The organism is Arthrobacter sp. 1088 (assembly GCF_031455315.1).
Taxonomy (GTDB): Bacteria; Actinomycetota; Actinomycetes; order Actinomycetales; family Micrococcaceae; genus Arthrobacter.
The window spans coordinates 386,936-399,961 of the sequence record NZ_JAVDSM010000003.1 but is presented as its reverse complement, the minus strand read 5'-3'; the positions used below and the strand labels follow the sequence as shown (position 1 = coordinate 399,961).

The window sequence follows — 13,026 nt, the reverse complement described above, 5'->3', positions numbered from 1 at the left end:
TTCCAGATCTGTGTTGGCTGGTATAGATTTTTTATAGCACTGGTGAGAGAGTGGTGCAAGAGGTTTTTTCAAAGATTTTTTGAGAGGTTTGCATGGCTGGCGATGGTGACACCGAGCGTCTGGATCACGACGGCGGTACGCCCGCGGAGGCGGACGGCGCTGCCGCACGTGACGCTGCGGACCGGGACGGTCGTGGCGTCTACGCCATTTCCGTTGCGGCCGAACTGGTAGGCACCGGGCAGCAAAACATTCGGCAGTACGAGCGCAAAGGGCTCCTCACTCCTGAAAGGACCGACGGCGGCACTCGCCGCTACAGCGAACAGGACCTTGAGACCCTCCGGAGGATTGGCGCGCTCCTGGACGAAGGCCTGAACCTGGCCGGGGTGAAGCGCGTGCTGGAGCTGGAGGCCGCAAACCGGGGACTGACGGAGGACAACCGGGGCCTGGCCGACGACAATCGCGAGCTCCGGGCGGACAACCGCGGGCTACGGAAGGATCTGAAGCGGGCGCGGGGTGGGCAGGCTGGATAGGCGCAACCTATCCGCCCTATTCCAAGGCGTAAGCCCTATCAACACCCCCGTGCAATCAAAGGGTCTTCCGACGTCCGGACCACTTGCACACGTAACAAAGCGTGGCTCAGCGCGGGTTCCCATAATCCTAGGAAGACCGCAGATATGGTGATCCTCAGCGGAAAAGTTGCCAATGATATGACTGATTCGCGGTGACTCTGTCGTCGGCAGACGGTGTTGGTTCGAGACCAGGGCAGAGTGCGGAGATCACTCCAACTCGCATCTAAAGAAGGAAGAGCAATGCGTAAAGCACTCATGGGGGCTTCCCTTATTCTCGGGATCACGATGGCGCTCACCGCCTGCGGTGGCGCCATCGCAAGAAACACCCCATCAGAATCGGCCAAAGCGTCCGACGAGCCGGTCACCGCTCCAACTGCCACACCAGTAGCCACTCCCAAGTCCACGCCCTCGCCGACAGGCAACGCCAAGTCTGCACGTGGCAATTTCATCGCTGGTCTCGGCGACATTGGAACGTTCAGCAACCAGAGCAGCAAGAAGGTCACTACCAAATTCACTGTGGACAGCATCCTCGACACAGTCTGCACTGAGCCGTATTCCCGGCCTGCGGAGAATGGCCGGATTATCGCCGTTGCCATGACCGTAGAGACCACCCCGGAACTCGCACAAGATTCCTTCCCAAAGCACTTGGTGTCCGCGCACGATTTCAAGTTCATTGCAGCCAATGGCACGACCTTCAACGGTAGTCTGGGCACCACGGCAACATACTCTTGCATCGACGATGCACTTGAATTCCCGAGCGGTGGCATGGGACCCGCTGAAAAGGTGTCGGCCAGCGTTGTACTCGACCTTCCACCGGGTGCCGGCACCCTCGTTTACACGGGCGGCGCATACACCGGCCCGTTCTTTGAGTACCCCATCAGCTAGCGATTTCCATTGAGCGGCCGGTTCCAGAATTAGTCTGGGACCGGCCGCATTTTTAAGGGCTCAGTGTCAGAAACTCGCCTCGCATGAAGTGTGGATCTTTCCTATTTATCGACGTTCGCCTAAAGAATCGCTGTCATCCCGTTCCACCCAGTCCCAACACGGGAAGCCGAAGGCCACCAGGATCCGCCTTGCCCCGAGTACAGCCACAGCTCTCCGGCGCCGTTTCGGGCCAGGATATCCGCGCGCCCGTCGCCGTCGAAGTCTCCGGGTCCAACCAGGGAGTTCATGACGTTCCAGCCTTGCCCGATTGCCTGTCGCGGCAGCCAGCTGCCGTAACCGTTGGGTGGGTAGAGCCACAGTGCACCGGCGCCGTCGCGGGCAGCGATGTCGGACAGGCCGTCCCCGTTGAAGTCGCCGACGCCAGTGATCTCGGACATGTCCGACCACCCTGAACCGACCCACATCCTGGGTAACCAGCCGCCGCTGCCATCTCCCCGATAAACCCAAAGGGCACCTCCGCGGTCGCGCGCTGCAACGTCTACAAACCCCTCGCCGTGGAAGTCAATCCCTTCGATCGCGCTCATGCCTTCCCAGCCACTGCCGGCCTGTACCCGCGGTTTCCAGCCTGCTGAACCGTTGCCCGGATACAGCCAGAGGAGGCCCCCTCCATCACGGGCAAGCACATCAGCGTGGTCATCGCCGTTGAAGTCGCCCGGAGCAACCAGTGCCGTCATGACGTTCCACCCCTGCCCGACCTGGAGGCGAGGCAGCCACCCACCCGCGCCGTTACCGGGGTAAAGCCACAGCACGCCGGAAGCTTCCCGAGCCAAAATGTCAGCAAAGCCATCGCCGTTGAAGTCATTCTTAACAGGAGCCGGCACCGTCCCATCGATCACCGACACGGAGTCGCTGCCATTGTTAGCCACGTACGCCTTTCCCGTAGACGGGTTCGCAGCCGCTGAAACCGGGTTCTGCCCCGTGAAGACCGCCGAGACGCTGTTGTCGGCGCCATCGATGACGGTGGTTCCCCGGCCGGACATAGGGACGTAGATCTTGTTGCTCGTTTGATCCACCACTATGTCGCTGACAAGCGATGGGGTGATGATCTGCACAATCTCAGTCAGGGTGGCCCCATCAATGACTTTGACGTAGCCGTCCGTGGAGTTGCTGTCTGCAGCCACGTAGATCCTATTGGTGGCCGGGTTGACGGCTAACATCCCCACTTTGCTGGAAGATTCGATCTTATCCGTGGTTTTGTCGGTTGCGCCGTCAATCACGCCAACTCCGGCACCGTACCTTCCCAGCGTGGTGTAGTAGATCTTGTTGGTTGCCTGGTTGACTGCGAGGGCGCGAATGAACCCAGCGCCGATGATAATGTCGCCGGTAACGCTGCCAGCAGCGTCGATGACTCTGATAGTTCCGCTGGAGTTTACGTAGACCTTGTTCGTGACGGGGTTGACCACGATGTCCTGTGCACCTCCCGAGAGAGGAACAGTGGAAATTGCGTTCGTAACACCGTCGATGATGGCAACGCCGGAAGCGATACCGACGTAGATCTTGTTGCTCGTTTCGTTCACAGCCACCACGCCAGCCCCGGAGCCCACGGGCAAAGACGTTACGGCGTGCGTCACGCCGTCAACCACTGCAACGGACCCACCAATCTCGCTGACGTAGATCTTGTTGGTCGCAGTGTTCACAGCAACGTCCACGGGCATGTCTCCCGAATACAAGACGTCTCCGCCAGAAGCTCCATTGATGACGAACACGCCCTCAAACGTGGCAACATACGCCTGGTTCGTCAGAGGGTTTACGGCAATTTTCCCAGGCTGGTCCCCCACAGGAACAACATTCGTCACCGCATCTGCAACAGCCGGCGAGACGGTCGTTGTCAATGGACCAAGCGTTCCCAGCAACAAAGCCAGGCCCAATCCGACGGCGACTGTCCGCGCCGCCGCCCGGCGCCGGCGTCGTACGCTTACTCCCCCAAGCGCGCGCGAATCATCAATAACAGCACCCATTTTGAACCCCCAAAGTCGAGACGCGGCAGCGCGTCATTGAACGGGAGTCTACCGGGCGGCTCCGACAAACAGGACACCCTCCTGTTAACCAACTCTTCCTCCACAGGCCACCCGTTCGAACCCGCAAAGCCAACCGCCCCGACCACCGTTGAAGGCGTGAGGATCGCAATCGTCGCCGAATCATTCCTGCCACTGATGAATGGGGTAACCCATTCCATCCTGCGGGTGCTGGAGCATCTGCAGGAGCGCGGGGACGAGGTGATGGTGATCGCGCCGTCGACGTCGGACACTGATGTTTCGAGCGTCGTCAAAGGTGCGTATGTGCACAGGCTTCCGTCCGTGCCGCTGGCGGGTTACACGAATGTGCGGGTTGCTTTGGGTGGTGTGAATCGGGTCAAGCGAATCCTTGCCGATTTCGCCCCCGACGTCGTTCATCTCGCCTCGCCATTCGTGCTGGGCTGGCGAGCTGTGCAGGCTGCCGATCAACTCGGCATCCCGACGGTCGCGATCTACCAGACCGAGGTTCCCAGCTACGCCGCCCGCTACGGGGTGCCGTTCCTGGAGAACTGGGCGTGGAACCGTGTGGACAACATCCATCTCCTGGCCACCCGGACCCTCGTGCCGTCCACGTTCGCGCTGAACCAGTTGCGCGGCCGCGGCATCCTGCGAGTGGATATGTGGCGCCGCGGCGTGGATACCGCGCGCTTCAACCCTGCGAAACGTTCGACGGCGTGGCGCAGATCGGTAGCGCCGCAGGGTCAGCGGATCATCGGCTACGTCGGCCGCCTCGCCGTGGAAAAGCAGGTGGAAGACCTCGCCGTGCTGGCGGACCTGCCGGATACCAAGCTGGTGATCGTTGGTGATGGCCCGCAACGGGAGGCACTCCAAGCGGCCCTGCCGAGCGCCCACTTTGCTGGTTTCCTCGGTGGGGATTCGTTGGCGCAGGCTGTGGCGGGCTTCGATCTCTTCGTCCATCCCGGCGAGTTCGAGACCTTCTGCCAGACCATCCAGGAAGCCATGGCTTCGGGCGTTCCTGTGGTCGCGACCGGCCGCGGCGGCCCCTTGGACCTCGTGGAAAACTCGCGCACCGGTTGGCTGTACGAGCCGGGGAACCTCGCTCAACTGCGCAGCTACGTTCAGGACCTGATGGGCGACGACGCCAAGCGCCGCGCGTTCGCTGCGGCTGCAACCGCTTCGGTCCAAGGCCGGACGTGGCCCGTGCTCAGCGCCGATCTGGTGCGGCATTACAACGAAGTTGTCGCCGGCATTCCCAGCGAAGCCGGCCCCACCGAATTGACCTCAAGCAAAGGACCCTCGGCATGAAAATATCCGTGATCGGCTGCGGCTACCTCGGCGCAGTCCACGCCGCAACACTCGCGTCCATGGGCCACACCCTAGTGGGCATCGACGTCGACGCCCACAAGGTTGAGCAGCTCAACAAGGCGCTGGCTCCCTTCCACGAACCTGGCCTGGACGAACTTCTCAGTGATGGACGCACCACGGGCCGGCTGAAGTTCACCGCTGACTTCTCAGCGGCAGCCGACGCCAAAGTTCATTTCCTCTGCGTGGGCACGCCGCAGTCCAAGACCTCTGACACGGCCGATCTCTCCTACCTGATGAGCGCCACGAAGAGCCTCCTGCCCCACTTGGCCAAGAGTGCCGCCGTCGTGGGTAAATCAACGGTGCCGGTAGGCACTGTGGAGACGCTGCGCGCGGTCCTGGCCCGACGCTCGGACGTCCTGCTCGGCTGGAACCCGGAGTTCCTGCGTCAAGGCACAGCCGTCAAGGATTCTTTGGTTCCTGATCGCCTGGTTTACGGCGTTCCCGGTGGCAAGGGCGCCGCCGCCGGGGCTCCGGTGACCGCCGTTCTGGACGCGGTGTACGAGCCCCTGATCAGCGCGGGTATCCCTCGATTGGTCTGCAACTTTGCGACGGCGGAGCTGATCAAATCGGCGTCGAACGCGTTCCTGGCCACGAAGGTCAGCTTCATCAACGCGATGGCAGAACTGTGCGATGCCTCGGGTGCTGACGTAGGCGAGCTCAGCGAAGCGATGGGTTTGGACCCGCGTATCGGCAACCGGTACCTGCATGCCGGGCTTGGATTCGGCGGCGGGTGCCTGCCCAAGGACATCCGTTCGTTCCGCGCCCAGTCGCGCGAGCTTTCCGTACCGTCCGTGGACCGATGGATGGCCTTGGTGGACACCATCAACCTGGACCAGCGCAGCCGAGCAGTGGATGTGGCAAGGGAAATGTGCCGCGGTTTCCTGTCCGGCAGAACGGTGACGATCCTCGGCGCAGCGTTCAAACCGGACACCGACGACATCCGCGACTCCCCGGCCCTGGACGTCGCGCAGCAGCTCGCATCTGCCGGTGCACACGTAACCGTCACCGATCCCAAAGCCATCAACAACGCCTGGATCCGCTACCCGCAGATCCGTTTCGAGGCCTCAACCAAGCGAGCCCTTGAGGGTGCTGAGCTGGTGCTTCTGCTCACCGAGTGGGACGAATACGTGTCCCTCTCGCCGTCGTTTGCGGGCTCGCTGGTGCGACGCCGGATGGTGCTGGACGCCCGGAACGTACTGGACGCCGAGGCTTGGCGAAGTGCGGGGTGGACCGTCCGCGGGTTGGGAACTGGCGCGTCGGTGGTGGCGGAGGAAATGTTCCTCTAGCCGGCCCGGGCTCCCGGGAACATCACGACAAGTGCTGCCGTTATCCACATTGTAAGAAACCTTTTTCCTTACAAGGAGGTAGGGCAATGAGGTGGCGTGGCCGGGTAACCCCCGAAGGCCTTGTTGATCTCAAAGCGGGTGCTGGGCAGAGTATCAAAGAGCCCTCGCACCCATGGAGCAGGTATGTGGCGCTTGGTGATTCCTTTACCGAAGGGATTGGGGATCCGGAACCAGGAAGCGTCGGAGGGCTGCGCGGGTGGGCTGACCGTGTTGCCGAAGAGTTGGCAGCCGACCATCCGGATTTTGCCTATGCCAACCTGGCCGTGCGCGGGTTGCTGCTGCAGCAGATCCTCGACCAGCAGGTCGGACGGGCGCTAACCCTGAAGCCGGATCTGATCACCTTGTCAGCAGGCGGGAACGACATGGTTTTCCACGGCAGTGATCCGGACAAGCTGGCCGGCAAACTTGAGACCGGCGTGAGCCTCTTGGCTGAGACAGGCGCGACGATTGTTTTGTTCACGGGACCAGACTGGGGGTCCACCCCTGTGCTGGGGCGCAACCGGGGCAAAGTGGCCATCTTTAACGAGAACGTACACGCTATTGCTGCCCGCCACGGCACACTCATCACAGATCTTTGGGCGCTGAGGCAACTCCGGGATCCGAGGATGTGGGACCCTGACCGGCTGCATCTCTCCCCACTGGGTCATCACACCGTGGCCATCGCCGTGCTGGAGACGCTCAACGTGCCGCATACCCTGAAGCCACTGGAGCCCAAAGAGCTGCCCGAACGCAGCTGGCGTCAAGCCAGGGCCGGTGACCTCGCATGGGCAAAGGCGTACTTCGTTCCCTGGGTGTTCAAGCAGCTTCGTCCGCACGGTCCTGGAGAGGAACGCCGGGCGAAACGACCGTCTGCAGGCCCTGTGTTCGAAAGCGAGAACGCGTCGGGAGTGTCCGCGGCCATGGTGAAGGGATAGCCTTTTTTGCAGCCTCCTCGGAGGCCTGATCCTGCAAGATTCATGAGCCAAGGAGCGTCTTAACAACGTTGCGTGTTCGGCGTATTTTATTTGTGTAGATCCGATTAAGGCCCCGCCCGGGGTCGGTCCGCGGGGCCTGGTAACCAACAGGAGGCACCACGATGAGCAATCTACTTCGTTGGTCGGCCAGCGACATTGCCGATCCTGTCCGTCGGTTCCTTGAAGGAGAGACCGGCTCCTGGCTCCGGGTGGAGGAATACCGGGACGGCGGATCGATGGTGGTCAAAGCCGAAGTTCCAGGCATCAATCCTGAAAAGGACGTCGATATCACTCTGTCCGGTGACGAACTGCAGATCAATGTGCGCCATGAGGAAAAGTCCGAGCACAAGGATAAGAGGGGGTACCGCTCAGAATTCCGCTACGGCACTTTTTCCCGAACAGTGAAACTTCCGATGGCGGTTTCCGAACAAGACGTCAATGCCTCCTATACGGACGGCGTCCTCGAAGTGCGGATTCCGATGCCGGAGCAATCGGAGAAACAGTCACGGAAGATACCCATCACGCGGGGCGCTTCTTCGGGCGCCGGCACCAATACCAGCTCGGCTCCCACCGAAACCCGTTAGTCCGTAGCCTTAGTGCGTACACCGGGCAAGATCCTCTATTGGTAATTCAATCTTTGGGAGCTCACGGTGGACACCGGAGTGGTGACGGCTTATATCGCCGGTTATCTCATAACGGCAATCACGGTGTTCATTTTTTGCCTGCCAGCCATAGTGCTGTTTGTGATTCTGTTGCTGGCAGCCGGGGTTCTTCGGGTGTTGGTTTGGCCACTGGAACTGCTGATCCGGAAACTGCGCCGGCACCCGAAGGAAACCCAAACTGACCCATCGTGGTTGTTGGGCTCAGGTTAGGAGCCGTACAGGTCTATTAGCGAGTCCGTTAGCGAGAAGGAGGAAAACGATGGACATCGGACAAGAGCCGGAATCGCCGCGTGAAGTGCCGGAGGCCGATGCCCTTGAGCAACAAACGCCCGTCCTCCCGGAGGGTTCCGAGGAGTTCGAACTAACGAAACCGCTACCCGATGATGCCCCTGAGGCCGATGTTCTGGAGCAGCGGACGGACGTGCTTCCTGGCGGTTCAGCGTTTACGCGGCTCGAAGGCGTCTCTGAAGCAGAGGCTGCGGAAGCAGACTATATCGAGCAGGCTCTGGCGCCCACCTTCGAAGAGGACGACGACTACCGCGAAGACAACGAGGGCGTCGGCTAGAAGCAGTCCCCCACGCCGTGCGATAAGTCATAGAAGACTTCTCCTGTTGGGGCTCATGTAACCGGTGTTACTGTCGCTCCACGCGCCTTTCGCATGGGCGCACTCTAAGGGGGCAACACATTGCACACACAACTTTCGCGCGCCGGAAAACACTCGCTTTTCGGCGGCAAATCGTCACGGGATTTTCGCAGTAAAGCACTCGGTATCACGGCCATCGGGTCACTGATGATTTTGCTTGCCGGTTGCGGTTCGGGATCCATGGGAGCTGCCGGATCGGTGAGCAGCACCACGGAATCGACGTCGGCATCTCCCTCGCCTACGCCTAGTCCAACGCCAAGCAATATCTCCGGGAAAGCCTGCACCACAGAGAAGAACACCCAATCCGTGGCCGGCGAAACATACATCTGCACCATCGATCTATCCGGAAAACTCGCCTGGCTGGACTCCGCAACAGCAACAAAGCTTTCTGATCAACGCGCGGCCGACGCTGCCGCAAAAGCCGCGGCAGAGAAGGCGGCAGCGGACGCAGCCGCGAAAGCTGCAGCGGACAAGGCAGCGGCTGATAAGGCTGCCGCAGACAAGCTCGCCGCCGACCAAGCGGCCGCTGCTAAAGCAGCCGCCGATCAAGCCGCGGCAGATCAGGCTGCTGCCGCTGCGGCTGCGAAGCCTGCCCCAGCCCCTGCCGTTCAAAGTGGTTGCGACCCGAACTACGCCGGCGCCTGCGTGCCTGTTGCGTCCGACGTCGACTGTGCCGGAGGCAAAGGCAACGGACCTGCTTATGTCCGAGGCCCGGTGACAGTGGTTGGGTCTGACATTTATGGCCTGGACAACGACCATGACGGCATCGGCTGTGAGTAGGAGCTTCTGAAACTGCCACTGGACAGGATGATCTACGCATAGATAGTCTGTGCATAGATCATCTAGCTTTGGGAGGCAATCATGTGGGACTACGAACACAGCGTTGAAACCAGCGCGGCACCCCAGGCGCTCTGGCAGCTTTGGGCCGACGTTGAAAACTGGGGTTCCTGGAACGCCGAAATTGAACGCGTTGAGATCGATGGCCCCTTCGCGGTGGGCTCGCAAATCCTTATGACGCCACCCGGGGATGAACCCATCCAGTTGCGAATCGCTGAAGTGGTGAACGGCGAGCTGTTCGTCGACGAAGCTCGCTTCGATGAGCTGCTGATCCGAACCGCCCACCGTTTGGACAGGCTCGACGGCGGTCGAGTCCGGGTGGTCTACAGGATGGAGATCACCGGTGCGGGTGCAGATCAGGTTGGCCCCGAGATCGGGCCTGCCATTACTGCCGATTGGCCGGAGACAATGGCTTCACTCGTCGAACTCGCCCAGCGCTGATGCCGCTCAACCCGGGCGAGAGTCCCGGTTTCCTGCTGTGGCACGCAACCTTGCGCTGGCAACGCGAGGTTGCTGCGGCGTTGGCTCCGATCGGCCTCACTCACGTTCAGTTCGTTTTGCTCGCCTGCACCTGGTGGCTCAACAAAGAAGGCGAGCATCCCAATCAGCTCGCCGTTGCCCGCCAGGCCGGCACCGACGTGAAAATGGCCTCGCAGGTGCTCCGGACTTTGGAGGTGAAGGGGCTCATTGAGCGGGAAGTCGATCCCTCGGATACCAGGGCAAAACGGCTACGTGTTACTGAAGCGGGCTCCGAGTTGGCTCCACGTGCGATCGCCGCCGTGGAGCTCGCCGATGCCCAATTCTTCGAACCGGCGGCCGTCGGTGACCTGGTGGCGCTGCTGAAAAAGCTGGCGCACCCCGGCGTTTGATCCCTGCCCCTGGCTAGCCGTCGCCCAGGCGGCGCTGGACGTCGAGGAGGAACTTGGTGCCGGCGTCGGACAATTCACGCTCATACTGGCCCCATTTTTCGGAGCCCCAAAGCCTTAGGCAGTGGAATGCTCTGTGGACGTCCTGCTCCAATTCGCGAGCTACTTCGATGGGTATATCGGCGCCGTTCATCAACCGGAGGCCGCGCTGGTTGAGCGCCAACTGGACTACTTGGGCACTCAGGTTCCATGGTGGGCGATTACCGGATAATTCCCAGTGCAGTTTGAGGTGGGTAACGACATCCAGTCCCGCACCGTCAGGTGATGCCAAACGGTCAGCAATGTAGTGCCACAACATTGCTGGCTTGTTTACCAGTTTTCTACCCGCTGGGGTCAGGACGAGCCTGCCCTTGTTCTTTCGCAGGAGTTTCCATTCCTGCAAGTGTTCGCGGACGATGCGTACTGGGGCCACGTTGTACTCCGTGGAACTACTTCCGTGCCAGACCTCCTGCCATCCCAATTCAGTCATTGCCCGCTTGACAATGATCGGCTTCAGGTAGCCAGCCGATGTCAGCGGGAATCCGTCAAGCTCCGCCTCCTTCAAGAACCAAAGAGCTGGCCCCAGAACAAATTCCATCTCGTCAAGGGTTACCTCAGCTGGCCAGAGCCGCTGCGCCAAACGAGTCAGTTGCCCATTAACAGCATCAAGGTCGAAAGCGTGGGCGTCGAACTTTGATGCCTTCTCCTGTGTTACCAGCTCAAGCCACTCAACAGCTTCCCTGTGCTCTGGGTGCTTTGGATCTCCGACCACCCGAACAACGTTGGCGTATCCATGCACTCCCCCTGAATCCTCGATTGGGCCACGCATTGCGCCGCCTGTGCACGTGATCGTCGATTCCTGAACCAATGCGGGTCCTACGACTTCGATTTCATGAGTCCAGTTGTCGCCAAAGTCGTAGTCGTATTCAAAGGACGACTTTCCTGGCTGGCTTGAGTCGAACAACTCGCCCAGTTCTACGCCGCTGGCCTCCTCCGAGCCTTCAAGTGGGTCGTCGTCTTCGGCGATCCTGGTGATGATCCGTTTCTTGCCGGCCCGGTCATGGCCGGCCACGGCGTAAAGATGTGCGTTCTTCCAATCGAATGCGCATTGAATCGCCCTGTGCAGATCGGCAACGGTGGCGCTCTCCGGAAGAACGAGCTGCCGCCAAATCAGCGGGTCCGTCTCACTAATGGAAATACGAAGCTCGACGGCGGGGACTTGGGCGGGTGACTCCATGCGCCAATTCTGCCAGCCCCCTTGGAGTCAGGCGCAATCGCGTCACACCACCTAGTCCGTCCCCGCGAACACTCATTTTTGGATTGAGGCACCCTCGATACCCTGAATTTGCCCGTATATGAGCACCTAGAGCGAACGAAAGAACACCTAGGCCGCTATTCCCGGCCATAGTCTCCTCTTGTGCCTTCGGGACGGGAAACCCGGTGTCCGGCGGGAACCCCACTCGTCCCAGGCGAAGGAGGCACAACGGCACGGCTCCACCTAAGAACCCCCAGGTGGAGTCGTGCCCAGCCGGTTTCCGGAGCTGGTCTATCGAAGGCTGGAGGAACTCCGGCGCAGCCGGATCACCCGGAACACGATGCCCACCACGAACATCAGCACACCCAGCCCGACTGATAGCGGCGGCAGTGTCGCAACCAACGCCACGCAGGCAACAGCTCCAGCCACTTGAAGTGCTTTCGGATACCGGCGGTCCTCGGCAGACTGAGTGAAGGCCGCGATATTTGCGACCAAGTAATACAGCAGCACACCGAACGACGAGAAACCGATGGCGCCCCTGAGGTCAGCCACGGCAATAATCAGGCAAATTGCTACGGCGAGCGTCATTTCGGCCCGGTGGGGAACCTTGTAGCGAGGATGAACGGCCGCGAGCCAGTGCGGGAGGTCGTGTTCGCGGGCCATCGCCAGGCTCGTCCTGCCCAGCCCTGCGATCAGCGCGAGGAGGGCCCCCAAAGAGGCGACTGCGGCTCCGATTCGAACAATCGGAGCTGCCCAAGGCATCGCACCAGCCGTGACAGCGTGGGCGAGGGGTGTCGGGGTCCCGGAAACACCCTCGGGTCCCAGCGCCGCCAACAACGTGACTGCTATGAGGGCATAAATGACGATTGTGATTCCCAGGGCGATCGTGATTGCCCTGGGAATGGTGCGGCGAGGCTCGCGAACTTCCTCCCCCATGGTGGCAATCCTTGCGTAGCCGGCGAAGGCAAAGAACAACAGCCCGGCCGACTGCAAGATGCCGTACCAACCGTGTGCCAGCAGACCCTCCCCCACAAAATTGCTGAAGTCAGGTCCCGAACCACCCCAAACGGCGGCCAGGGCTATCGCCAGAGCGGTCAGGACCGCGATCACCAAGATTCGGGTAAGTCCCGCTGTTCGTGTCACCCCGTGATAGTTCACGGCGGTCAAGATTACGACGGCGGCAATCGCCACCGGGCGCTCCCAACCTGCCGGTGCGGCATAGGCCGCGAAGGTCATGGCCATGGCCGCGGCGCTAGCCGTCTTGCCGATTACGAATCCCCAGCCAGCCAGGAAGCCGTACCAGGGGCCAAGCCGCTCACGTCCGTAAACATATGTTCCGCCGGAGGTGGGGTATCTGGCAGCGAGTTGCGCGGAGGACGTCGCATTGCAGAAGGCCACGAAGGCCGCGACAACCAGCCCAATCAGCAGCCCGGATCCTGCAGCCGCTGCGGCTGGTGTGAAAGCCGCGAAGACACCAGCGCCGATCATGGAGCCTAAGCCAATGAGGGAAGCATCGAAGGTGCCGAGGCGGCGGGCCAAGGCCGGGGAATTGCTCACGAGAACCCTTCAC

At 61.1% G+C, this 13,026-nt stretch carries 14 protein-coding genes; 11 read left to right on the top strand and 3 right to left on the bottom strand.

Features of this window, described 5'->3' with window-relative positions; genetic code table 11:
- Positions 1 to 92: 92 nt before the first annotated feature.
- Complete coding sequence (locus tag J2Y41_RS06710) at positions 93 to 530, top strand: MerR family transcriptional regulator (RefSeq protein WP_309927371.1); 438 nt, start codon at positions 93 to 95, stop codon at positions 528 to 530.
- A gap of 279 nt (positions 531 to 809) precedes the next feature.
- Positions 810 to 1,454, top strand: coding sequence for a hypothetical protein (locus J2Y41_RS06705; protein WP_309927369.1), 645 nt, complete (start codon positions 810 to 812; stop codon positions 1,452 to 1,454).
- Between the two features lie 119 nt (positions 1,455 to 1,573).
- Here J2Y41_RS06705 and J2Y41_RS06700 read toward each other — a convergent pair whose 3' ends face one another.
- Positions 1,574 to 3,472 carry an FG-GAP-like repeat-containing protein gene (locus J2Y41_RS06700; protein WP_309927367.1) on the bottom strand — a complete coding sequence of 633 codons (1,899 nt, stop codon included), beginning with the start codon at positions 3,470 to 3,472 and terminating at the stop codon, positions 1,574 to 1,576.
- Between the two features lie 156 nt (positions 3,473 to 3,628).
- Between J2Y41_RS06700 and J2Y41_RS06695 the strand changes: the two genes are divergently transcribed.
- From J2Y41_RS06695 to J2Y41_RS06655, 9 genes are all read left to right on the top strand, one after another.
- Positions 3,629 to 4,795, top strand: coding sequence for a glycosyltransferase family 1 protein (locus J2Y41_RS06695; protein WP_309927365.1), 1,167 nt, complete (start codon positions 3,629 to 3,631; stop codon positions 4,793 to 4,795).
- The gene (locus tag J2Y41_RS06690) at positions 4,792 to 6,141 is read left to right on the top strand and encodes a UDP-glucose/GDP-mannose dehydrogenase family protein (RefSeq protein WP_309927363.1); all 1,350 of its coding nucleotides are present in this window, start codon (positions 4,792 to 4,794) and stop codon (positions 6,139 to 6,141) included. The genes J2Y41_RS06695 and J2Y41_RS06690 overlap by 4 nt, the downstream gene beginning before the upstream one ends.
- An 86-nt stretch (positions 6,142 to 6,227) precedes the next feature.
- Positions 6,228 to 7,115: an SGNH/GDSL hydrolase family protein gene (locus tag J2Y41_RS06685; RefSeq protein WP_224091448.1), complete on the top strand. Its 888-nt coding sequence runs from the start codon at positions 6,228 to 6,230 to the stop codon at positions 7,113 to 7,115.
- A 161-nt stretch (positions 7,116 to 7,276) separates the two neighbouring features.
- Complete coding sequence (locus J2Y41_RS06680) at positions 7,277 to 7,738, top strand: Hsp20/alpha crystallin family protein (RefSeq protein ID WP_224091446.1); 462 nt, start codon at positions 7,277 to 7,279, stop codon at positions 7,736 to 7,738.
- A 66-nt stretch (positions 7,739 to 7,804) separates the two neighbouring features.
- Positions 7,805 to 8,026 carry a hypothetical protein gene (locus J2Y41_RS06675; protein WP_224091444.1) on the top strand — a complete coding sequence of 74 codons (222 nt, stop codon included), beginning with the start codon at positions 7,805 to 7,807 and terminating at the stop codon, positions 8,024 to 8,026.
- Between the two features lie 49 nt (positions 8,027 to 8,075).
- The gene (locus J2Y41_RS06670; RefSeq protein ID WP_309927361.1) at positions 8,076 to 8,381 is read left to right on the top strand and encodes a hypothetical protein; all 306 of its coding nucleotides are present in this window, start codon (positions 8,076 to 8,078) and stop codon (positions 8,379 to 8,381) included.
- Between the two features lie 120 nt (positions 8,382 to 8,501).
- Positions 8,502 to 9,239 carry a hypothetical protein gene (locus J2Y41_RS06665; RefSeq protein WP_224091442.1) on the top strand — a complete coding sequence of 246 codons (738 nt, stop codon included), beginning with the start codon at positions 8,502 to 8,504 and terminating at the stop codon, positions 9,237 to 9,239.
- 81 nt (positions 9,240 to 9,320) lie between these two features.
- Positions 9,321 to 9,737 carry a polyketide cyclase gene (locus J2Y41_RS06660; RefSeq protein ID WP_224091441.1) on the top strand — a complete coding sequence of 139 codons (417 nt, stop codon included), beginning with the start codon at positions 9,321 to 9,323 and terminating at the stop codon, positions 9,735 to 9,737.
- Positions 9,737 to 10,165 (top strand): MarR family winged helix-turn-helix transcriptional regulator, encoded by a 429-nt coding sequence (locus tag J2Y41_RS06655; protein WP_309927357.1) that lies wholly within the window; start codon positions 9,737 to 9,739, stop codon positions 10,163 to 10,165. Before J2Y41_RS06660 ends, J2Y41_RS06655 begins: the two co-directional genes overlap by 1 nt.
- A gap of 13 nt (positions 10,166 to 10,178) precedes the next feature.
- Here the strand turns inward: J2Y41_RS06655 and J2Y41_RS06650 are convergent, their stop codons facing one another.
- Together J2Y41_RS06650 and J2Y41_RS06645 are read right to left on the bottom strand one after the other, a co-directional pair.
- The gene (locus tag J2Y41_RS06650) at positions 10,179 to 11,438 is read right to left on the bottom strand and encodes a plasmid pRiA4b ORF-3 family protein (protein WP_309927355.1); all 1,260 of its coding nucleotides are present in this window, start codon (positions 11,436 to 11,438) and stop codon (positions 10,179 to 10,181) included.
- 309 nt (positions 11,439 to 11,747) lie between these two features.
- Positions 11,748 to 13,013, bottom strand: coding sequence for an APC family permease (locus J2Y41_RS06645; RefSeq protein WP_309927353.1), 1,266 nt, complete (start codon positions 13,011 to 13,013; stop codon positions 11,748 to 11,750).
- Positions 13,014 to 13,026 lie beyond the last annotated feature (13 nt).

Coding starts and splice junctions, on each gene's coding strand:
- J2Y41_RS06680 (WP_224091446.1), top strand. CDS start 7,277: ATGAGCAATCTACTTCGTTGGTCGGCCAGCGACATTGCCGATCCTGTC.
- J2Y41_RS06690 (WP_309927363.1), top strand. CDS start 4,792: ATGAAAATATCCGTGATCGGCTGCGGCTACCTCGGCGCAGTCCACGCC.
- J2Y41_RS06670 (WP_309927361.1), top strand. CDS start 8,076: ATGGACATCGGACAAGAGCCGGAATCGCCGCGTGAAGTGCCGGAGGCC.
- J2Y41_RS06705 (WP_309927369.1), top strand. CDS start 810: ATGCGTAAAGCACTCATGGGGGCTTCCCTTATTCTCGGGATCACGATG.
- J2Y41_RS06710 (WP_309927371.1), top strand. CDS start 93: ATGGCTGGCGATGGTGACACCGAGCGTCTGGATCACGACGGCGGTACG.
- J2Y41_RS06700 (WP_309927367.1), bottom strand. CDS start 3,472: ATGGGTGCTGTTATTGATGATTCGCGCGCGCTTGGGGGAGTAAGCGTA.
- J2Y41_RS06655 (WP_309927357.1), top strand. CDS start 9,737: ATGCCGCTCAACCCGGGCGAGAGTCCCGGTTTCCTGCTGTGGCACGCA.
- J2Y41_RS06685 (WP_224091448.1), top strand. CDS start 6,228: ATGAGGTGGCGTGGCCGGGTAACCCCCGAAGGCCTTGTTGATCTCAAA.
- J2Y41_RS06660 (WP_224091441.1), top strand. CDS start 9,321: ATGTGGGACTACGAACACAGCGTTGAAACCAGCGCGGCACCCCAGGCG.
- J2Y41_RS06650 (WP_309927355.1), bottom strand. CDS start 11,438: ATGGAGTCACCCGCCCAAGTCCCCGCCGTCGAGCTTCGTATTTCCATT.